Source organism: Alcaligenes nematophilus, assembly GCF_026344155.1.
Taxonomy (GTDB): Bacteria; Pseudomonadota; Gammaproteobacteria; order Burkholderiales; family Burkholderiaceae_B; genus Alcaligenes; species Alcaligenes phenolicus.
On sequence record NZ_JAPKMZ010000001.1, the window covers coordinates 501119 to 522603 of the forward strand.

Genomic DNA, 21485 nt, shown 5'->3' on the forward strand with positions numbered 1-21485 from the left:
CTATCTTCGATCCGTAAAAAACCAGTCGAGTGAGATCATGGAGACAAGACCAATTCGTTTTATTTATCGCGGCGAAGTACAGGAAGTGGCTCAGGCCCCAACCACGCGAACCGTTTTACAGTATATCCGTGAGGATCTGCACTGCACCGGCACCAAAGAAGGCTGTGCCGAGGGTGACTGCGGCGCCTGCACGGTCATGATTGGCGAACTGGACCAGAACAATCAACTGCAATTGCGTGCCGTAAACGCCTGTATCCAGCTGCTGCCTACGCTGGACGGCAAGGTGCTCTACACCATTGAGGATCTGCGCCAGGACGATGGCACCCTGCACCCCGTGCAACAGGCCATGGTGGACTGGCACGGTGCCCAGTGCGGCTTTTGTACGCCCGGCTTCATCATGTCGCTGTGGGGCCTGTACATGACGCACTCGCCCGAAGACGGCCCGGTTTCCCGGGAACAGATCGACGATGTGCTCTCGGGCAATCTGTGCCGCTGTACCGGCTACCGCCCCATTATTGATGCGGCCAAGGCCATGCATAGCTATCCGGCTGTCCGCATGGATTGCCAATCCATTGAAGACAAGCTGCGTGCCATTCGTCAGGACGGCATGCTGGCCTATGAATACCGGGGCCAGACCTTCCATGCCCCCCGCACGCTGGACCAGTTGGCCCAGCTGCGCGAGCAATATCCGCAAGCCCGCATTCTGGCTGGCAGCACCGATATCGGCCTATGGGTGACCAAGCAATTCCGCGATTTGCCGCATCTGATCTATATCGGTCAGGTGGCCGAGCTGCGCGAACTGAAAACCACCGAGGACGATCTGTATATCGGTGCAGGCGTGCTGTTGAACGACGCTTTTGACGCCCTGATCAAAGACCACCCCGAATTGACAGAACTGCGCCAACGCTTTGCCTCCTTCCCTATCCGCAACGCCGGTACCCTGGGCGGCAACGTGGCCAACGGCTCGCCCATTGGCGACTCCATGCCCGCCCTGATTGCCATGCGTACCCGTGTGGTGCTGCGCAAAGGCGCAGTCGAGCGCGTGCTGCCTTTGGAAGATCTGTATCTGGCCTACCAGAAAACCGCCATGGAACCGGGCGAGTTCGTGCAAGGCCTGCTGGTCCCACGCAACAAGGGACAATGGCAATTCCGTACCTACAAGCTGTCCAAGCGTTTCGACCAGGACATTTCTGCCGTGTGCGCCGCCTTTGCGGTGGAACTGGACGGCAAGATCGTCAAACAGGCTCGCATCGCCTTTGGCGGTATGGCTGCCACCCCTAAACGCGCCAGCCACGCCGAGCAAGTGCTGCAAGGTCAGGAATGGAACGAGGAAAACGTACAAGCTGCCATGCAAGCGCTGCAACAGGACTACCAGGCCCTGAGCGATATGCGTGCTAGCAGCGAATACCGCAATCAAAGTGCGGCCAATTTGCTGTACCGCTTCTTCCTGGAAACCCACCCTGAAAACGCTTTGAGTCCCGCCCAGCTGAATGTCTTTCACCGAGCTCAAGCCAGCCTGGAGACTTTGTGATGAAAATTGACAATATCGACCACCTGAACACCGCCACGGCTCAACGAGTCGGCGTGTCCTTTCTGCACGAGTCGGCAGACCTGCACGTGAGCGGCACGGCCACATATACCGATGATTTGCCTGAATTGCAGGGCACGGCCCATATTGCGCTGGGCCTATCGGAAAAAGCCCATGCCCGTTTGCTGGACATGGATCTGGAAGCTGTGCGTCAAGCGCCCGGTGTCATTGCCGTCCTGACGGTTGCCGACATTCCCGCCGCAAATAATTGTGGCCCTATTCTGCATGACGACCCCATTCTGGCCGATGGCGTGGTGCATTACTTTGGCCAGCCCATTTTTGCGGTTATTGCGAAATCCCACGACCAGGCACGCCGTGCAGCGCGTCTGGGCAAGATCACCTATGAAGAGCTGCCTGCCATCTTGACTCCGCAAGAAGCCAAGGCCGCGAATGCCGGTGTTCTGCCCCTGATGAGCCTGAAACAAGGCGACGCCAAAAAAGCACTGGAATCGGCTCCACACCGCCTGCAAGGCACCTTCCAGTGCAATGGTCAGGAACAGTTTTATCTGGAAGGCCAGATTTCCTACGCCGTGCCCAAGGAATACGGCGCCGTGCATATCTGGTGCTCCACCCAGCACCCTTCGGAGATGCAGCAGCTGGTTGCTCACTGTCTGGGCGTTGGTGCACACAAGGTACACGTAGAATGCCGTCGCATGGGCGGTGGTTTCGGTGGCAAGGAATCTCAATCGGCCCTGTACGCCTGCGTGGCCAGTGTGGCCGCCGTCAAGCTGCAACGCCCGATCAAACTGCGCCTGGACCGCGACGACGACTTCATGATTACCGGCAAGCGTCACGGTTTCTACTACGAATACGATATTGGCTACGACGACGAAGGTCGCCTGCTGGGTGCCCGTCTGGACATGACGGCCAACTCGGGGTTTTCCGCCGACTTGTCCGGCCCCGTGGCAACCCGCGCCATCTGTCACTTTGACAATGCCTACTATCTGTCTGATGTAGACATGAGCGCCTTGTGTGGTCGCACCAATACCCAATCCAATACGGCCTTTCGAGGCTTTGGTGGCCCGCAAGGGGCCTTGGTGATGGAAGTAGCGCTGGACACGATTGCCCGCCGTCTGGGCAAAGATCCACTGGATGTGCGCCGCATCAACTTCTACGGCAAAGAAGACCGTAATGTCACGCCTTACGATCAGACCGTGGTCGACAACGTCATTCACGAACTGGTGGCCGAACTGGAGGAAACCAGCGAATACCGTCAGCGCCGTGAACACATCCGTGAATTCAATGCCAGCAGTCCGGTGCTGAAAAAGGGTCTGGCACTGACCCCGGTGAAATTCGGTATTTCCTTTAACGTACCCGCCTTCAACCAGGCTGGTGCTCTGGTCCACGTCTACCGTGACGGCACGGTTTTGGTGAACCACGGTGGCACGGAAATGGGCCAGGGTTTGAACACCAAGGTCGCCCAGGTGGTAGCCCATGAACTGGGCCTGAATCTGGAGCACATCCGGGTCACGGCCACCGATACCACCAAAGTAGCCAACACCTCGGCCACCGCCGCGTCCACGGGGACAGACTTGAACGGCAAAGCCGCCCAGGATGCGGCCTACCAGATTCGCCAGCGCCTGACGACGGTGGCTGCCCAGCTGTTCTCGGTTGAAGAATCCAGCGTGAAGTTCGAGCGCGGTCAGGTCGAGATCGGTGACCAGACCATGCCCTTCTTCCAACTGGTGGAACACGCCTACCAGGCCCGTGTCCAGTTATGGTCCGATGGTTTTTACGCCACCCCTGGCCTGCACTGGGACTCCAAAGTCATGAAGGGGAATCCCTTCTATTACTTCTCCTACGGGGCTGCCGTCGCTGAAGTGCTGATCGACACGCTGACCGGGGAATCTCGTCTTCTGCGTGCTGACGTGCTGCACGATGTGGGCAAATCCATCAATCCGGCCCTGGATATTGGCCAGGTTGAAGGCGCCTTTATTCAAGGCATGGGTTGGCTGACAACAGAAGAACTGGTGTGGAACGCTCAAGGCAAGCTCACCACGCATGCACCGTCGACCTACAAGATCCCGGCCATCAGCGACTGCCCCATGGACTTCCGCGTCAATCTGTTCGATGGCCGCAACGCCATGGATTCGATTCACCGCTCCAAAGCCGTGGGCGAACCCCCTTTGCTGTTGCCATTCTGCGTCTTTAACGCGATTCGTGATGCCGTTGCCAGTGTAGGCAACTACCAGATCGAACCCGTGCTGAACGCACCTGCGACTGCGGAAGCCGTCATGCGGGCTGTTGCGGCTATTCGCAAAGCGAAATGAGTAGCTGGCCATCTCTTGCCCTCGCCCGTGTAAAAGCGGGCGAGCGGCTGGTTTTGTGCTCGGTGGCGCTGGCCAAAGGCTCCACCCCGCGCACCACGGGCACGGCCATGCTGTTCAGCCAAACTGAGCAGTGGTTAACCATTGGTGGCGGGCACCTGGAATGGGTAGCGGCAGAACAGGCCCGTGTCATGCTCAGCCAGTCCTCCGGACCCGGCTGGAGCATGAGCCGCCTGCCACTGGGTCCCAGCCTGGGTCAATGTTGCGGCGGGGTCGTGACCTTGCTGTACGAGACCTTGGGTACCGAGGATCTGAGCTGGCTGGAAGAGCTCGATAGCGCCGTGCGGGCCGGTCAGGCGACCAGCCGCCGTTCACAATTGCTGTCGGATGGCAGCAAGCAGGTTGATATCCACAGCCCTTCAATTGTGGACGAATCCCGGCTGGACTACGACGGCTCGCAAGGCGTCTGGATGGAGGACCTGCCGCCCCCGCCCCTGACCATTCTGCTATTTGGGGCCGGTCATGTGGGCGAGGCACTGGTGCAGATTCTGGGCACCCTGCCATGCCGGGTTCTGTGGATTGACGAACGCCCTGAACTGTTTCCCGCTCAGGTACCCAGCAATGTCAGCCTGGAAATTACCGACATCCCCGATGCGCTGATCGAACAAGCCCCGACCAATAGCTATTTTCTGGTGATGACGCATAATCACGGCCTCGATCTGGCTCTGTGCCAAAAGATCTTGCGCCGGCCCGATACGGCCTATGTGGGCCTGATCGGCTCCATGACCAAACGTCGTCAATTCGAGCGCCGCTTGCAACAACGCGGCATGCCCGAATCCCGTATTCAGGAACTGGTCTGCCCCATTGGCGTGCCAGGTATCAAGGGCAAGGCCCCCTCGATTATTGCCGTGGCTGTCGCCGCTGAATTGCTGGCCCACGCCTATGAAATGGGGCAACTCAGTCGCTGATGCGACCTCGACTTCAAGGACACTATGACTACCTCTTTACACTCCGCCTGCGCCTACCGTGCCCAACTGCTGTACTTTGTCGCGGACCCTGCCACATTGGAAGATCCTTCCGAAGCCGTGCGCTATCACAGTGACGGCCTGCTGCTGGTCAACGAACAAGGCCAGATTCAGGCCTGTGGCGACTGGGCCGAACTGTCGCAGAGCCTGCCAGCCGGTACAAAAACCGTGGATTTGAGCGGGAAAATCATCATGCCTGGCATGATCGACACCCACCTGCACTTTCCGCAAACCGATATTATTGCCTCCCCCTCCAGCGGCCTGTTGCCCTGGCTGGAAACCTATACCTTCCCAACTGAAGGTCGTTTTGGCGATAGCGAACACGCCCGCGAAGTGGCTGGCGTGTTTCTGGACGAACTGCTGCGCAACGGCACCACCACCGCCCTGGTCTATGGCAGTGTGCACCGCCAATCTGTGGATGCCTTCTTTGAAGAAAGCCACGAGCGCAATCTGCGCATGATTGCAGGCAAGGTGATGATGGACCGCAACTGCCCGGACTATCTGCAAGATACTGCCGAGTCAAGCGCACGCGATTCGGAAGACCTCATCAAGCGCTGGCACGGCAAAGGCCGCCAACTGTACGCTCTGACACCCCGTTTTGCGCCCACCTCCACCCCGGAGCAATTAGCCGCCTGTGGTGAACTGGCCCGCGCCTATCCCGATGTGTTTCTGCAAACCCACGTGGCAGAAAACAAGGACGAAATCAAATGGGTAAGCGAGCTGTTCCCCAAGAACCGCAGCTATCTGGACGTGTACGACAGCTTTGGTCTGCTACGCCCCCGCGCCATCTACGGCCACAGTATCTGGCTGGACGAACAGGACCGCGCTCGCATGCACGATACCGGCAGTATCGCCGCCCACTGCCCCACCTCCAACCTGTTCCTGGCCTCTGGCTTGTTCGATTTCCAGTCCATTCGCCAAAGCAAGGTGCTGCACACCCTGGCCACCGATGTGGGCGGCGGGACATCTTTCTCCATGCTGCGCACCATGAACGAGGCCCACAAAGTGGCCCGTCTGAACAACTACCATCTGACCGCCGCATCCATGTTCTACATGGCCACCGAAGGAGCCGCGCGGGCACTGGACATGCAGGGTCAAATCGGCACGTTGGCTCCTGGTGCCGAGGCGGACTTTATTGTGATGGACCCCAAGGCCACCCCCTTGATGGCCCGCCGCAGCACCATGCTGAACTCGCTGGAAGAGCAATTGTTCATGCTGGCCCTGCTGGGTGACGATCGCTGCATTCAAGCCAGCTACAGCGCAGGCCGCTGCGTGCATCAGCGCGATCACTAAACAGAACTGAAGCCGGTTCCTGGCGGGCAACTCCAATCATTACAACCGCCGCCAGGGACTCTTTTCCGTCTACCCAAAAAATATCTGCACACGTTTTTTCGATTTAACGCGGATTTTACGGTGCCAACGATACATTGATCCCGTCAGTAGGAAGCCAGCCCCGGCTCCCCCTCTTCTTGGCGAGATTTGATTATGTCCGGCACATCAACCCTGGTGCAACGCAACTCCCTGTTCTACCTGCTGACGCAGGTTGTGGGAGTGACCTTTTTGTTTCTCTGGCTGGCCAGCCTGACCCAGGACTGGTCTCCGCTCAATCCCTTGTTGGCATCCAGCCAGCAACCTGGCCATATGGCCCATGAAATGAAAGAGGCTCAAGGTCTGCTGACCGGCCTGATTGCCACCGCGGGTTTGTTCCTGGCTGCCTGGAAACTGCGCCAACTGCGCGGACAAGAGGCCTTGCCAGGCAAACGCATCCTGTTGCTGGGCACCAGCCTGTTCCTGGCCGTGCCTTTGCTGATGCTGCTTCTGCAATACTCCGCTGCCTCCCCAAGCCTGGAATCGCTGTATCACCAGATACCCGAGATCAAACCCTTGCTGGAAGTGGGTGCCATCGTCGCCGTGGGCGCTGGCTTGCTACACCTGTACTTTGCCGGTTGGGCCTTGAACCAGGCCCGCCTGCGCTGGGGGGGCCTGCTGGCCGGTTTGATCTGCGCCTTTTTGTTGGGCTTGCTGGAAGCGGATCAAGAGCGTATCAATCTGACCCAAGTGTTTGCCTCACTGGCGATTGTCTGGTTGCTGGGCAGCATCGCCTTCTACCCCTTGATCGTGAATCCCAAACGCTGGTCAGCCTCCCATAGCGAACGCGCCACGGTTGCAGAGGCCTGGGAACATCTGGCCAGCATTCAGGTACAACGTCGCCGCAGCCTGGGGGTGTTTGGTGGCCTGATGGTCGTGATTCTGCCTTTCTTCGCCTCCACCTGGGCGGTCGACTCGCTGGTCTTTCAATTCACCCGCATGGCCGGTCTGGGGCTGGTCCTGATTGCCGTCCTGGGCCGCTGCTGGTGCATGTTGTACCTGGGCGGTCATAAAGGCTCCAGCCTGATCAGCCAAGGCCCCTACTCCATCAGCCGCAACCCGCTGTATCTGTTTTCCCTGTGCGCCGTCACCGGCATGGGTGCACTGTCCGGCAGCCTGCTGCTTGGCCCCATACTCGCCTTGTTTGTCTACGCCGTCTTCAACAATGTGATCGACGAAGAACAGGTTCTGCTGCACAAAGTCTTTGGTCAGGATTATCAGGACTACTGCCAGCGCGTGCCCCGCCTGATCCCACGCCTGAGCCTCTGGAACAGCCCGAACGAACTGCAAGTGTCCCTGACAGGATTGGCCCGCACCTTGCGCGATGCCTTGCCCTACTTCCTGATCTGGCCCGTCTTTGCCCTGGCACAGTGGTTGCAAATCAATGGCTGGGTACCCGTACTTCTGCGTCTACCCTGATCGTCCCCAAGTGCAGTAAGCTGCACAAGAACTGTCCCAACCCTGTGGAACAAGCTGTCATGCGTGTCCTGATTGTTGAAAACGATACGACCATTGCCGAAAATCTTTATACCTATCTGGAACTGAAAGGCTTTGCTGTGGATGCCGCCTACGACGGCAATGGTGCACTGACACTGCTGCAAGAACAGGATTTTGATGCATTGGTACTGGATCTGGGCTTGCCCGGTCTGGATGGTTTTGGTGTACTCCAGGCCCTGCGCCAGTCCAGTCAAACCCCCATCCCGACCTTGGTACTGACAGCCCGCAGCCAGCTGGAAAGCAAGCTCACGGCCTTTGACCTAGGGGCGGACGACTATCTGATCAAACCTTTTGCCCTGGCTGAAGTCGAAGCCCGGCTACGCGCTCTGATGCGTCGTGGCCCACCACAAGTGCAGCACGGCTCACTGCATTGGGGCCGTCTGGAATACAACCTGGATACGGCACTGGTCAGCGTCAGCGGTCAGGAACTGCACCTGAGCCTCAAAGCCCGCCAGTTACTGGAGGCCCTGTTACGCGACCCGCAAGCCATTCTGACACGCCGCTCCCTGGAAAAAACCCTGTGGCCCCAAGGCGCTCCGTCGCCAGAAGCCTTGCGCAGTCAAATCCATATCTTGCGCCGCGCCTTGTCCGAGGCTGGCGCAGGCACCATTGAAACCTTGCCCGGCATGGGCTGGCGTTTGCAACAGGAGAGCTAAGGGATGGCCAAAGCCCCGCGCCGCAGCCGCTTCATGAGCACCCTTACCCAGCGTGTATCCTGGGCCCTGACCCTGATTGCCACCTTGCTGGTCATCATTATGGGGGGACTGGCCTATGTCGCCTTTGCGCGCATGGAAGACGAGATGGTCAACGCCATGCTGGTCTCTTACGCTCGCAACCCCACTCTTTTACCCGACAGCGCCTACGACCGCAGTGAAGCCCTGGGCGCAGAGCTGGACAGCTATTGGTTTTTGCCGGGCCAAACTCTGGACAACTTGCCCGAATTTGCCCGTGTTCCCGAACCGGGCATTTACGAATTTCATCTGGGTAGTGACACCTGGCACGTGCTGCGCCAGGACAAAGAGCAAGGCCAGCTGTATCTGGTGTATCGCGCCACCCCTCACGAAGACCGAGTACGCGAGTTTGGCCTGATTCTGCTCCTGATCGGTTCGGCCACGATATTGCTGGTGTTTTTACTCGGGCGTCGAGTAGCCCGCCACGCTGTGGCTCCCATGCTGACCCTGTCCCGCCATCTGGAAAACTGGGCACCCGGCCGCTCCGGCCTACCCGAACATCAGGATGATGAAGCTGGCCGGCTGATCCGAGCCTTTAATCGCATGCAGGAGCAAGTTGAGGAACTACTGACGCATGAACGCGAGTTCGCCGCCAATCTGGGCCACGAGCTGCGTACAGGGCTGACCGCCATACGCAGCGATTGCGAGCTTTTGCTGCTGCAACTGCCCGAAGGCCCGCAACAACAGCGCCTGCAACGCATGATGGTCCACGCCGATGCCGTCACCGCCAGCCTGGATGCCGCAGAAAGCCTGGCTTACACCGCAGAGCGCCATGTGCGCGAAGTCGAGGTCCACGAGCTGGCTCAACAGACCTGGCAGGCCGTCGCCCTGCTGGATGCGGATAGCCAGCAAGTACGTTGGAGCAATTTGGTGCCTGACCACTTACTCTACACCTTGGACCCCTATGCCCTGTCCATGTTGCTGCGCATCCTGATGCGCAATGCCATCGATCACGCCGCCCCCTGCAAGCTGCAACTGAGCTGGATTGCCCCCTCAGTCCTGGCTTTGCAAGACGACGGCCCCGGCATTGCCAAACAAGATCAAATCCTGATCTTTGAGCGCCACTTCAGCCAGGGGAGACAACTGACGACAGGACTGCGTGAAGAAGGCCACAGAGGCATAGGCCTGGCACTGGCACGCCAACTGGCGTTGGCGCAAGGCTGGAGTTTAAGTGTACAAAGCGGGCCGAATGGCAAAGGCTGTGTATTCAAGCTGGATCTGGATCCGTCCTGATATCCTGAAACGGCAAACTTATCTGCACGAACGGTGTCGCCAAGAGCACCAAAAACTCATTGCGACAGGCAAGACCAAAGACCTAGTAAGCTTTTCTCAACTGCAGCGCCTAACCCTTGAAAAGAGATTTTAAAAGGCTGGGCAATGAGCACAAAAAAACCCGGTCTTATTCAGACCGGGTTTTTTATCTTGCTCAAGCAGACTTGCTAATGACTTACTGGCTTTCCAGGAAGCTCTTCAGTTTGTCGGCACGGCTAGGATGACGCAGCTTGCGCAAAGCCTTGGCTTCTATTTGACGAATACGCTCACGCGTAACGTCAAACTGCTTACCCACTTCTTCCAGAGTCTGGTCAGTGCTCATCTCGATACCAAAACGCATGCGCAGCACTTTGGCTTCGCGTGGCGTCAAGGAATCCAGGACATCTTTCACCACATCGCGCATGGAGCCGTGCAAAGCGGAATCCGATGGCGAAACGGTGTTGTTGTCCTCGATGAAATCGCCCAGGTGGGAATCGTCATCGTCACCGATAGGCGTTTCCATGGAGATAGGCTCTTTGGCGATCTTCAAGATCTTGCGAACCTTGTCTTCGGGCATGTCCATCTTCTGGGCCAGGGTTGCGGGATCGGGCTCAACGCCGGTTTCCTGCAGGATCTGACGATTGATACGGTTCATCTTGTTGATCGTCTCGATCATGTGAACGGGAATACGAATCGTGCGGGCCTGGTCAGCGATCGAACGCGTAATGGCCTGACGAATCCACCACGTGGCGTACGTCGAGAATTTGTAGCCGCGACGGTATTCGAACTTGTCCACTGCCTTCATCAAACCGATATTGCCTTCCTGAATCAGATCCAGGAACTGCAAGCCACGGTTGGTGTACTTCTTGGCGATGGAGATTACCAGACGCAAGTTGGCCTCGGTCATTTCGCGCTTGGCTTTACGTGCCTTGGCTTCGCCCGTGGTCATGCGTTTGTTGACTTCTTTCAGGTCCTTCAAAGGCAGCACAACGCTGGTTTGCAGGTCGATCAGCTTTTGCTGAACTTCCTGAATGGCAGGGATGTGGCGCTCCAGAATCGAGCTGTAAGGATGGCCTGCAGCCACCTCCTGCACCACCCAATCCAGATTGGTTTCGTTGCCGGGAAAAGCCTTGATGAAGTGTGCACGTGGCATATCAGCACGATCCACACAGATGTTCAGGATTTCGCGCTCGTGCTGACGAACGATGGCAACCTGCTCACGCATGGTATCGGCCAGCTTTTCCACCATCTTGGCGGTAAAGCGAATGCCCATGAATTCATTCAGGATGGTTTCCTGGGCTTGCACATAGCCTGCGCTCTTGTAACCTTCGGACTCGAAGGACACGCGCATCTTGTCAAACCATTCGCCAATAATGTCGAATTTCTTGAGCGACTTGTTGCGCAGGTATTCAATCTGCTTGCTGCTCATGCCGCCGGCTGGACCTTCGTCCTCGTCGTCAGCGGTGACACCGGAACCGGCGTATTCTTCACCATCATCGTCCACCAGACCATCAACCACTTCGTCGATCTGCATGACGCCTTCGCGTACACGCTGAACGTAGGCCAGGATCTCGTTAACCGTGGTTGGGCACGCGGCGATAGCCATCACCATGTGCTTCAAGCCATCTTCGATACGCTTGGCGATTTCAATTTCGCCTTCGCGGGTCAGCAGTTCCACCGAACCCATTTCGCGCATGTACATACGCACAGGGTCAGTCGTGCGACCGAAGTCGGAATCCACGGTCGTCAAAGCGGCCTCAGCTTCGTCCTCGACGTCGTCGTCGCTGGATGCCATGGGCGCGTTATCGCTCATGAGCAAGGTGTCAGCGTCGGGAGCCTGGTCGTAAACCGAAATACCCATGTCACTGAAGGTGCCGATAATGCCATCAATGGCTTCGACATCCACCAGATCATCGGGCAGGTGATCGTTGATTTCACTGTAGGTCAGGTAACCGCGGTCCTTACCCAGCTTGATCAGGGCTTTGAGACGATTGCGGCGGGCTTCCTGTTCTTCAGGGCTCAGTTGACCACGGACACCGAATACATCTTTTTCGGCTTTGGCGCGCTTGGCACCACGCTTGGCCACTGGCTTGAGATCAGGAATGACCTCTTCTTCGCCCATTTCGTCGTCATCGACAAAGTCGATACCGTCGTTATTGGCATTCTTTGCAGGACGTCCACGGCGACCGCCGGTAGCGGCTTTAGCCGCTGTTTTCTTGGCAGCCGCTTTTTTGGCTACCGTTTTTTTAGCAGCCGCCTTTTTAGCTGCCTTTTTGGCAGGCGCTGCGCCTGGCTCTCCACTTTCGTGAAGCTCATCGAGCTCTACCGAGCTTGATGCCCCTGATTTTGCTGTCGCGGCCAAGGTTTTCTTAGCAGACCGAGAGACCGTCGTCGAGGTTTTACCAGTCGTTTGAGTCATATTTTCTTCCATAGACGCCATTTACCCCTGTGGCACTAAATATGTAGCCACCGAGTCGTACAGGCAAGAGCCTGATAATGAGCGTGTTCACAACCGGCTTGCTCCTGGGCGTGTTGCGCGAGCGAACCCTAAGTCATTTAATCCCTGGCTCATGGGCTCAAGGCATAAGGTGGTTCACAATCCGCTAACCCGCCGCATTTGCTCGCGTACCAGTTTTAACCCCCTGGCCGGCCACAAACACAACACATAACCCAATATTTTACTTCACTTGCCGAGTATAAGCAGCATTCAACAAAGCAATACGGCGTGTCAATTCTTGATAACGCTGACGCTGTTCGGGCTCTTGCAAGCCCGTGGCCACCAATGCCGACTGCTCTGCCTTGATCGCATCCAGTTCGATGCGATGCAGCGCATCACGCCATTCACCCTGCGGATCGGGCAATTCTTCTTCGCCCAAGAGCTCCGTGGCCAGCGCTTCGAGCACGGGGGCCAGGTCGGACTCGGGGTCCACGGCCTCCAGCAACGCACCTGCGTGACGCGCCGAGCTGATATTGCTTAAGGCAATCAGCTCTTGCACTAAACGTAAGTGGGGACTTTGCGCCAAAATTTCAAGTTGTTGATCACCCAACCCTCCCACCAGGGTTGGATGCCCAATGAGCAAGCGCAGCAATCGCTTGGCCATCGGAGTCACGGCGCGGCTGCCACCCAGGACAGCGCGCTCTTGCCGTTGACGATTATTCTTGCCACCCTTGCCGCGACCTGATGCTGGCCGCTCCTGATATTGCTCCTGAGGCTGCCAATCGGGCTCGTCCTGCCAGCCATCCATAGGCAGGCTGTCAGCAAAGGAACCGTCAAAACCGTCTTCAAACGGCTCCATGCCATCTGAAGATGGTGCTGGCTGTGCCGGAACCGGTGGTCTGGCTACCAGACCATCCTGAGCCGGCGGCGTATCCACGGCAGGCCGGCGAACCGGCTCTACGGTACTCAGGCGCTGCGCCAGCTCGTCTGGCGTCAGCAGCACCATGCGGGCAAATTCGTGCTGAATCTGCACCTTCAAGGTACTGTCAGCCAGTTCCAGCAACAAAGGCAAAGCCTCGTGCACGCAAGCCGCGCGGCCTTCGGCCTCGTCCATGCGATGGCGGGCTGCCAGCTCGTCCAGGAAGAAGCGCGACAAAGCTGCTGCTTCCTGGGCCTGCTCGCGAAACGCGGCAGCGCCGTGCTCACGAACAAAAGAATCGGGGTCGTGGTTATCCGCCAGGAACATGAAGCGGATGGACACATCGTCACGTACCAGCGGCAAGCAGGTATTCAAGGCACGCCAGGCGGCCTTGCGCCCTGCCCCGTCACCATCAAAGCAAAACACCAGCCTGTCGCTGGCGCGCATCAATTTGGTGATGTGGTATTCGGTTGTCGCGGTGCCCAAGGTCGCTACGGCATTGTGCAAGCCATGTTGCGACAGCGCCACCACGTCCATATAACCTTCAACAATCAGGACAAAGCCTTCTTTGCGTATGCCCTGACGTCCTTCCCACAAGCCGTACAGCTCGTGTCCTTTGGAAAACAGCGTGGTTTCCGGCGAATTCAGGTACTTGGGTTCACCTTTTTCGATCAGACGGCCACCAAAGCCAATGATATGGCCCTTGGTACTGCGGATCGGAAACATGATGCGTGAACGGAAACGGTCGTAGCGACGACCATCTTCGGACTCGATCACCAAGCCGGACTCAACCAGCTGCTTGTCTTCGTACTGCGGAAATACAGCCGATAAGCCGCGTCGCTCCGTACCTGTCCAGCCCAAACCGAAACGGGCAGCCGTCTCCCCATCCAGGCCACGACGTTTTAGATAGTCGATAGCAATGGGTGACTGTTTTAGCTGACGTAGGTAGTGCCCCTGTGCCGTTTCAAGAATATGATGCTGACGCGACAACTCGTCTTTACGACGCGCATCGGCAGCACGTTGGCGTGGGGTGCGATCTGCTTCGGGCACAGTCATTCCGACGGAACCAGCTAAGCTGCGTACCGCCTCGGGGAATGAAGCCCCTGTGTGTTCCATCAGGAACGAGATAGCCGATCCGTGAGCGCCACAACCGAAGCAATGGTAAAACTGCTTGGTGGGACTGACTGTAAATGAAGGGGATTTTTCGTTGTGAAAAGGGCACAGGCCAAGCAAGTTGGCCCCGCCTTTACGCAACTGCACGTACCGCCCGACGACATCTACGACATCGACACGGGCGAGCAGTTCCTGAACAAAAGATTCAGGGATCAATACAAGCGTGGAGGCAGTTGCTGGCTGCGGATGCGTTTGTAGTGACGCTTCACGGCGGCAGCGTGCTTGCGCTTGCGCTCAGCCGTTGGCTTTTCGTAGAATTCGCGCGAACGCAGCTCGGTCAACAGACCGGTTTTTTCAATAGTGCGTTTGAAGCGGCGCAGAGCAACTTCAAAGGGTTCGTTTTCTTTCAGGCGAACAATGGACATGTAATCCCTGACCTTTGTAAAAAGAGTTAGCGTAACAGATAGCCCAATATGGTAGCACGATTGCTGGCATACACCAAGCAAGGCGCAATTAGGCTATCCACCAATTATCTGAATGCCAGCGATCAAGCCTGGCCGGTACCCTTACGGATCCAGGCGTCCAGCTGATGAGGGCGAATGCTATCGTAGTCCTCAAAAGGCTGATGAATCCAGGGATTTGTGGGCAACTTGGACACGTAGTAGTCTGGGTCGACCTGGGCGTGGCCTTTCCACCACAAAACGGCGGTTTTCAGCTCGGTGATCGCGGGAAACTGTGCACGCAGGTGATCACGTACACGCATAAAAGTCTTGCCCGTATCGACCATATCATCGACCAGCAGCACATTGCCATCCAGGGTGCCACGGGTAATGGTGATGTATTGCGCAATATCCAGATCACCCTGTTCGGTACCGGCGGCTTCGCGATAGCTGCTGGTGGCCAAAATACCCAGAGGTACATCATAGATGCGCGAAATAACGTCTCCCACTCTCATACCGCCTCGGGCCAGGCAAACAATTTTGTCGAATTTCCAGCCTGATTCATGAATGCTCAGGGCCAATTGTTCAATCAGGCGATTGTATTGTTCCCAGGAAACCCATTCATCAGTATCGCTATTTGGGGGCAGACTCATATGTATTCCAGATATAAATGCACTAGCTGCGCTTTGGTACCTGCAAAACAAGAGTCTGGTAGGCCAACGCAGCGTCCAGAACGACAAAGCGGCCCTTCAGGCCGCTCTGTACGCACCGTACAACGGTGCAAGGCATTATACCGCGATAAATCGCTTATTTGGTAAACGGATCGCGCAATACGATGGTTTCGTTGCGATCTGGCCCTGTGGAAACCATGTCGATAGGTACATCGCACAGTTCAGCAATGCGTTCCAGGTAACGACGAGCGTTGATAGGCAACTTGTCGTAGTCGGTCACGCCCACAGTGGACTCGGTCCAGCCGGGCATTTCTTCCAGGACAGGCTCGGCTTCGGCAACCGCGTGTGCGCCGTAGGGCAGGACGTCCAGGAACTCGCCCTTGTAGCGGTAACCCACGCCAATCTTGATCTGCTCAACGCCGTCCAGCACGTCCAGCTTGGTAATGCACAGACCGGAAATACCGTTAATCATGACCGAACGCTTCATGGCCGCCGCATCAAACCAGCCGCAACGACGTGGACGACCGGTAACGGAACCGAATTCCTTGCCAACCGTAGCCAGACGCATGCCGGTGTCATCCAGCAACTCGGTCGGGAATGGACCCGAACCCACGCGAGTGGTGTAGGACTTGGCGATACCGAGCACGTAGCTCAATTCCTGAGGACCCACACCCGAACCTGCGGAAGCGGCACCGGACAAGCAGTTGCTGCTGGTCACGAAGGGGTATGTACCGTGGTCAATATCCAACAATGCACCCTGGGCACCTTCAAACAGGAGTTTCTGCCCTGCTTTCTTGGCCTGGTACAGGTTGTTGGATACATCAGCGACCATAGGAGCCAGCTGTTCAGCGTGCTTCATGGCCAGGTCGCGAACCTGTTCAGCGGAAACAGCTTCAGCGCCCAGGTACTGGGTCAGCACGAAGTTGTGGTAATCCAGCGCTTCGGACAATTTTTCGTCAAAGATTTCGGGATCGTACAGGTCCTGAACACGCAGGGCACGGCGTGCCACCTTGTCTTCGTAAGCAGGGCCGATACCGCGACCGGTCGTACCGATCTTGCCGTCGCCTTTACGCTTTTCACGAGCCTGGTCCACGGCGATGTGGTAGGGCAAAATCAGCGGGCAAGCGGGCGAGATCTGCAGGCGCGAACGCACGTCCAGACCGGCAGCTTCCAGCTCGGCGATTTCAGTCAAGAGGGCCTCAGGCGACAGCACCACGCCATTGCCAATGTAGCAAGTGACGTGCTCGTGCATGATGCCCGACGGAATCAAGCGCAGAATGGTCTTCTTGCCATTAATCCACAATGTATGGCCAGCGTTATGCCCACCCTGGAAACGAACCACGCCATGCGCGGACTCGGCCAGCCAGTCGACGATCTTGCCTTTGCCTTCGTCACCCCACTGGGTGCCAATCACCACAAGGTTTTTGCTCATGTCTAGTATCAGAATAAAGGAGGCCGGCACGGTGCCGGACCAATAACAATCACCAACGCTACAAGCCGCCTGGCTTACAGCGCCCTAACTTGCCACTGACCGTCCAACGAGACCAGCTCGCGATCGATCACGAATTCATCCAGATTCAGCTCCTGACCGGGCAGCATCTGAATCACAATTTCACCGTTTTGACGCAGCTGCTTGACCGCTGCCGTCAGGGCCGCATCACTCCCCCAGGGAGCACGTACTGCACGGGCTGCCTGAGCCGGTGCCAAGCCAGCCGAGAGCTTGCGCAAATCCAGGCTGAAGCCGGTTGCAGGACGAGCACGACCATACATGCGGCCAATACCGTCAAAGCGTCCGCCCTTGACCAAGGCATCGTGCCAGCCTTCGGCGTAAACCGAAAAGATCAGGCCCGAATGGTAGGCATAACCGCTGCCGATGTCGGCCAGGTCCACCGTAATTTCGTGGCCAGGCAAGGCATCAATGAAGCTGCGCAGGCTACCCAGAGCTTCGCGCACTTCCGGTTCGTCTGGCAGAACACTGCGGGCACGCTCCAGTACGCTGCCATCGCCATACAGCGAGGTCAAAGCCAGCAGATAGCGGGTGGTTTCAGGCAGACAGCCCGACTCACGACCCAGGGCGCGCAGGCCCGACACATCTTTGGCGTTCAGAAGCTCACACACTTCTGCCACGCGGGTTTTCAAAATAGGATCGCGCTCGATCAGGAAGCGCCCCAGATCGGGGTAGTTCAAGTCCAGGCGAGGATGATGCACCCCTGCCCGACCCACGCTTTCCAGCGCCAGTTGCACCACTTCCAGATCGGACTCAATACCAGCATGGCCGAAAATTTCCGCGCCAATCTGCAGCAATTCACGATCCGACAACAAACCAGCCGGACGGGCATGCAAGACCGAACCACAGTAGCAAAGCCGAGTGACGCCTTCGCGGTTAAGCAAGTGAGCGTCGATACGTGCCACCTGGGGGGTCATGTCGGCGCGTACGCCCATGGTACGACCCGAGATTTGATCGACGACTTTGCTGGTACGCAGATTCAGATCTGTGCCAGAAACCGCTTGCAGGGATTCCAGATACTCCACCAAAGGTGGAGCTACCAGTTCGAACCCGTAAGTACGATACAAGTCTAGCAAATCGCGGCGCAGTTCTTCGATGCGGCGCGCCTCTGCAGGCAAGATATCAGCCAGGCTCTCTGGCAACAACCAATTGGACATACTCGTGCCTCGGACTACTTATAAACGAAAGTTCCAGCCAAACAAAAAGCGACTTGGGGCCTGTAAGCCGCCCAAGTCGCATGCGAAGTGGTGTTAGTAACTTACACGCTAGTATAAACGATCAGGGCCGCGGGTGGAACACCCAGCGGCCCTAAGTTCTCTAGCGGGGATCAGTTCGCAGGTGCTGCGGGTGATCCTTGCTTGCCCCAATACTTGAAGAAATCAGAGTCAGGGCTGATGACCAGTGTGTCGGTCTGTTTGCTGAAAGCACTGCGGTAGGCTTCCAGGCTGCGGTAGAAACGATAGAACTCGGGGTTCTTGCCATAACTATCGGAGTAAATGGCAGCGGCTTCACCATCACCCTGACCACGGATGGCCTGAGCTTGGGCATACGCGTCGGCCAGCAACTCTTCACGCTGACGTTCGGCTTCGGCACGGATACGCTCACTTTCAGCAGCACCGGTTGCACGCAAACGGTTGGCTTCTTGTGTACGTTCAGCTTCCATACGACGGTACACCGATTCCGAAATCTCGGGAGCGAAGTCAATACGACGCAAACGCACGTCAATCACTTCCACACCCAAAGGACGGGCACGGGCCTCAACGGCCGTCAGCACTTCACGCATGATGGCATCACGCTCGGTGGAAACCACTTCTTTCACCGTGCGCACGTTCACCGAAGCGTTCAGGGCGTCACGAATCTGGGCTTGCAAACGCTCGACAGCACCACGATCCGTTGCGCCAAAGGTCACGTAAAACAGGCGTGGATCGGAAATGCGCCATTTGACGTACGAGTCGATCAGCAGGTTCTTCTTTTCAGCCGTCTGAATACGCTCAGGATCCTTGGTTTCAATCGTCTGTAGACGCTTGTCCAGAAACACCACGTTTTCAAACGGTGGCGGCAACTTGAAATACAGACCGGGAGTCGTGATGGTGCCGCGCACCTCACCCAGGGCAAAAACCAGAGCCGCATCGCGCTCACGCACGATAAATACGGAAGACAGCAGCAGACCGACAATTACCGCCAGGGCCACCAGAGCAGGAAATAAACGTTGCATCAAGCTCTCCTAGCGTGCGTATGGGGAATAAGGACTGACCAAAGAGCCCAGCGAGGTATCCAGACCGGCTGGATTGGCTGGCGCAGGCGCTTTGGGTGCCGCAGCGGGAACTGGACGGCTGACCTGTCCTTGCGAAGCGGCCGAAGCGACAGGAGCGGAAGGCTCCATATCTGTGCGGCTACCCACCTGACGCACGATCTTGTCCAAGGGCAGATAGATCATGTTGTTATCGCTACGGGTATCAACCAGTACCTTGCTGGTGCTCTCCAGGATTTCCTGAATTGTGGACAGGTACAGACGATCCCGCGTTACACCCGGAGCCTTCACGTACTCGGCCTCGACGCTACCAAAACGGGCGGTATCACCCTTGGCATCACCGATCACACGAGCCTTGTAACCCTCAGACTCCTGCATCATGCGAGCCACTTGACCAGCGGCTTCGGGCAACACCTTGTTGGCGTAAGCCTGACCTTCGTTGATCTGACGCTCGCGGTCCTGACCGGCCTTGACGGCATCGTCAAAGGCGGCCTGAACCTGCTCGGGCGGCTGCACGTTCTGGATAGCTACGGTGCTGATCTGAATGCCGGTACGGTAGCGGTCCAGAATGGACTGGGCCAACTGCTGCACGTCCGATGCAATCTGGGTACGGCCGGAGTACAGCACGGAGTCCATGGGCTGCTTGCCCACGACTTCACGCATGGCGGTTTCAGCCGCCTGACGTACCGACTCGTCCGGATTATTGGTGTTGAACAGGTAGTCCGGTGCGCCTGTAGGCAGCAAACGGTACTGAACCACATACTGCATGTCGACGATATTCTCGTCAGTTGTCAGCATCAACGATTCAGGTAGAACTTTATTGCGTGCACTGCCGCGGTAGCCCACTTCAAAGGTACGCAACTGCGAAATATTCACAGTCTGGTGATCTTCGATGGGAGCGGGCCAACGCCACTGCAAACCGGGATTCAGAGTTTTCGTGTACTCGCCAAAACGAGTCACCACGGCAACCTGACCTTCCTGCACGATGGTAAAGCCACTGGCCATCCACAGACCGACCGCGACCACACCGCCGATGATCAGCAGCTTGGGCGAGCCTTTGGGGATGGATGGGCCATTACCGCTACCCGGAGGCATGCCACCGGGAGGGGAGCGACGTCCCTTTTTGCCGAATAAAGATCCCAAGCGACTGTTGAAGTCACGCCATACCTCGTCGAGGTCAGGCGGGCCATCTTGTTTCTCGGGGCGGCGAGGTGGCTCGGAACCGTTTTTGCCACTGTCTCGTCCCCAACCGGGATCATTGAGATTGAATATTTTATTGTTCAGACGCATTGTTTTCCGCGAAATGACCTGATTCGACGATTGCTGTACGCAAGCCATCCAATCCGATGCGCTCTAAAGCGCTAACAAAGACTCGGGCAATAGTACCATGTTCATCCCGCTCTACCCGTGGCTCATAGCCGGCTTGGTCAATTTTGTTATAGACCAGAATGCGAGGTATTTCATGAGCCCCGATGTCCTCCAGAACCTTATGAACTTCAGCGATTTGTTCATCGCGTTGAGGGTTGGCCGCATCGACCACATGCAGCAATACGTCTGCATGGACGGTCTCTTCCAAAGTGGCCCGGAAAGCGGCAATCAAGGTCGGTGGCAATTCACGAATGAAGCCCACCGTATCCGAAATTACGACCTGCCCTGCCCCTTCAATCCAGATACGACGCGTGGTGGTATCCAAGGTAGCAAATAACTGGTCAGCTGCGTAGGCGTCCGCTCGGGTCAAGGCGTTAAATAGCGTGGATTTTCCCGTGTTGGTGTAGCCCACCAGAGACACCGACAAGGTGCCGCTACGAGAACGAGCACGGCGTTGGGTGCTGCGCTGGCGTTGCACCTTGGCCAGACGCTCACGCAAGGTACGGACTTTGTCGCCAATCATCCGGCGGTCCATTTCCAGCTGCGATTCACCTGGACCGCGCATACCGATACCACCCTTTTGGCGTTCCAAGTGCGTCCACATCCGGGTCAATCGGGAAGTCAGGTGCTGCAGCTGGGCCAGTTCCACCTGCAATTTACCTTCGTGACTTTGCGCACGCAGGGCAAAAATATCCAGAATCAGGGCAACCCGGTCAACCACACGCAGCTCCAGCTTGCGCTCCAGATTACGCTGCTGGGCCGGGCTCAAGGCATGATCAAACAGCACGACTTCGGCGCCAGTTGCCTTGGCCAGGGCGACGGCCTCTTCCAGCTTGCCCGTACCGATGTAGTAGGCAGAATCTGGACGGGACCGACGCACGACCATCAGTTCCATAATCTGGGCGCCCGCCCCTTCAGCCAGCATGACGAATTCTTCAGCATGGGCCTTGTAGTCCAGCTCGCCCATATCCACACTAATTACCAGTGCCTTCAACGCTTGCTCCAGAAACAAAGACCCGCCCGCGGGCACCGCGAGACGGGTCTTTCAGAGT

The 21485-nt window shown here is 57.2% G+C and carries 16 protein-coding genes; 7 read left to right on the forward strand and 9 right to left on the reverse strand.

What is annotated here, in order from left to right; translation table 11 throughout:
• Nucleotides 1-37 precede the first annotated feature (37 nt).
• From xdhA to OSH04_RS02480, 7 genes are all read left to right on the forward strand, one after another.
• Nucleotides 38-1531 (forward strand): xanthine dehydrogenase small subunit, encoded by a 1494-nt coding sequence (gene xdhA / locus OSH04_RS02450; protein ID WP_266107892.1) that lies wholly within the window; start codon nt 38-40, stop codon nt 1529-1531.
• A complete protein-coding gene (xdhB, locus tag OSH04_RS02455) occupies nt 1531-3858 on the forward strand; it encodes a xanthine dehydrogenase molybdopterin binding subunit (protein ID WP_266107893.1) in 2328 nt (775 codons plus the stop codon). The genes xdhA and xdhB overlap by 1 nt, the downstream gene beginning before the upstream one ends.
• A complete protein-coding gene (gene xdhC, locus OSH04_RS02460; protein ID WP_052159430.1) occupies nt 3855-4823 on the forward strand; it encodes a xanthine dehydrogenase accessory protein XdhC in 969 nt (322 codons plus the stop codon). Before xdhB ends, xdhC begins: the two co-directional genes overlap by 4 nt.
• 24 nt (nt 4824-4847) lie before the next feature.
• Nucleotides 4848-6173 (forward strand): guanine deaminase, encoded by a 1326-nt coding sequence (gene guaD / locus OSH04_RS02465; protein ID WP_266107894.1) that lies wholly within the window; start codon nt 4848-4850, stop codon nt 6171-6173.
• Nucleotides 6174-6365: 192 nt separating this feature from the next.
• A complete protein-coding gene (locus OSH04_RS02470) occupies nt 6366-7667 on the forward strand; it encodes a methyltransferase family protein (RefSeq protein ID WP_266107895.1) in 1302 nt (433 codons plus the stop codon).
• 59 nt (nt 7668-7726) lie between these two features.
• On the forward strand, nt 7727-8401 hold the full coding sequence (locus OSH04_RS02475) for a response regulator transcription factor (RefSeq protein WP_266107896.1): 675 nt from the start codon (nt 7727-7729) through the stop codon (nt 8399-8401).
• Between the two features lie 3 nt (nt 8402-8404).
• Nucleotides 8405-9709 carry a sensor histidine kinase gene (locus OSH04_RS02480; RefSeq protein WP_266107897.1) on the forward strand — a complete coding sequence of 435 codons (1305 nt, stop codon included), beginning with the start codon at nt 8405-8407 and terminating at the stop codon, nt 9707-9709.
• Between the two features lie 214 nt (nt 9710-9923).
• Here the strand turns inward: OSH04_RS02480 and rpoD are convergent, their stop codons facing one another.
• The 9 genes from rpoD to hflX all read right to left on the reverse strand — a co-directional run bounded on the left by rpoD (nt 9924) and on the right by hflX (nt 21427).
• Nucleotides 9924-12146 (reverse strand): RNA polymerase sigma factor RpoD, encoded by a 2223-nt coding sequence (rpoD, locus tag OSH04_RS02485; RefSeq protein ID WP_021446482.1) that lies wholly within the window; start codon nt 12144-12146, stop codon nt 9924-9926.
• A 259-nt stretch (nt 12147-12405) separates the two neighbouring features.
• On the reverse strand, nt 12406-14412 hold the full coding sequence (gene dnaG / locus OSH04_RS02490) for a DNA primase (protein ID WP_035272287.1): 2007 nt from the start codon (nt 14410-14412) through the stop codon (nt 12406-12408).
• Nucleotides 14409-14621, reverse strand: coding sequence for a 30S ribosomal protein S21 (gene rpsU, locus OSH04_RS02495; RefSeq protein WP_003799344.1), 213 nt, complete (start codon nt 14619-14621; stop codon nt 14409-14411). Before rpsU ends, dnaG begins: the two co-directional genes overlap by 4 nt.
• A gap of 122 nt (nt 14622-14743) precedes the next feature.
• Nucleotides 14744-15289 (reverse strand): phosphoribosyltransferase, encoded by a 546-nt coding sequence (locus OSH04_RS02500; protein WP_021446480.1) that lies wholly within the window; start codon nt 15287-15289, stop codon nt 14744-14746.
• Between the two features lie 154 nt (nt 15290-15443).
• A complete protein-coding gene (locus tag OSH04_RS02505; protein ID WP_009455867.1) occupies nt 15444-16739 on the reverse strand; it encodes an adenylosuccinate synthase in 1296 nt (431 codons plus the stop codon).
• A gap of 74 nt (nt 16740-16813) precedes the next feature.
• Nucleotides 16814-17971: an ATP phosphoribosyltransferase regulatory subunit gene (locus OSH04_RS02510; protein ID WP_009455869.1), complete on the reverse strand. Its 1158-nt coding sequence runs from the start codon at nt 17969-17971 to the stop codon at nt 16814-16816.
• 170 nt (nt 17972-18141) lie between these two features.
• The gene (hflC, locus tag OSH04_RS02515) at nt 18142-19029 is read right to left on the reverse strand and encodes a protease modulator HflC (protein ID WP_021446479.1); all 888 of its coding nucleotides are present in this window, start codon (nt 19027-19029) and stop codon (nt 18142-18144) included.
• Between the two features lie 9 nt (nt 19030-19038).
• The gene (gene hflK, locus OSH04_RS02520) at nt 19039-20355 is read right to left on the reverse strand and encodes an FtsH protease activity modulator HflK (protein WP_060185241.1); all 1317 of its coding nucleotides are present in this window, start codon (nt 20353-20355) and stop codon (nt 19039-19041) included.
• Nucleotides 20339-21427 carry a GTPase HflX gene (hflX, locus tag OSH04_RS02525; RefSeq protein ID WP_009455872.1) on the reverse strand — a complete coding sequence of 363 codons (1089 nt, stop codon included), beginning with the start codon at nt 21425-21427 and terminating at the stop codon, nt 20339-20341. Before hflX ends, hflK begins: the two co-directional genes overlap by 17 nt.
• Nucleotides 21428-21485 lie beyond the last annotated feature (58 nt).

Excerpts from the sequence above, each read along its gene's own strand:
- rpoD (WP_021446482.1), bottom strand. The coding sequence starts at position 12,146 with ATGACTCAAACGACTGGTAAAACCTCGACGACGGTCTCTCGGTCTGCT.
- xdhA (WP_266107892.1), top strand. The coding sequence starts at position 38 with ATGGAGACAAGACCAATTCGTTTTATTTATCGCGGCGAAGTACAGGAA.
- OSH04_RS02480 (WP_266107897.1), top strand. The coding sequence starts at position 8,405 with ATGGCCAAAGCCCCGCGCCGCAGCCGCTTCATGAGCACCCTTACCCAG.
- OSH04_RS02475 (WP_266107896.1), top strand. The coding sequence starts at position 7,727 with ATGCGTGTCCTGATTGTTGAAAACGATACGACCATTGCCGAAAATCTT.
- xdhB (WP_266107893.1), top strand. The coding sequence starts at position 1,531 with ATGAAAATTGACAATATCGACCACCTGAACACCGCCACGGCTCAACGA.
- hflK (WP_060185241.1), bottom strand. The coding sequence starts at position 20,355 with ATGCGTCTGAACAATAAAATATTCAATCTCAATGATCCCGGTTGGGGA.
- OSH04_RS02510 (WP_009455869.1), bottom strand. The coding sequence starts at position 17,971 with ATGTCCAATTGGTTGTTGCCAGAGAGCCTGGCTGATATCTTGCCTGCA.
- guaD (WP_266107894.1), top strand. The coding sequence starts at position 4,848 with ATGACTACCTCTTTACACTCCGCCTGCGCCTACCGTGCCCAACTGCTG.
- rpsU (WP_003799344.1), bottom strand. The coding sequence starts at position 14,621 with ATGTCCATTGTTCGCCTGAAAGAAAACGAACCCTTTGAAGTTGCTCTG.
- OSH04_RS02470 (WP_266107895.1), top strand. The coding sequence starts at position 6,366 with ATGTCCGGCACATCAACCCTGGTGCAACGCAACTCCCTGTTCTACCTG.
- OSH04_RS02500 (WP_021446480.1), bottom strand. The coding sequence starts at position 15,289 with ATGAGTCTGCCCCCAAATAGCGATACTGATGAATGGGTTTCCTGGGAA.
- hflC (WP_021446479.1), bottom strand. The coding sequence starts at position 19,029 with ATGCAACGTTTATTTCCTGCTCTGGTGGCCCTGGCGGTAATTGTCGGT.
- xdhC (WP_052159430.1), top strand. The coding sequence starts at position 3,855 with ATGAGTAGCTGGCCATCTCTTGCCCTCGCCCGTGTAAAAGCGGGCGAG.
- OSH04_RS02505 (WP_009455867.1), bottom strand. The coding sequence starts at position 16,739 with ATGAGCAAAAACCTTGTGGTGATTGGCACCCAGTGGGGTGACGAAGGC.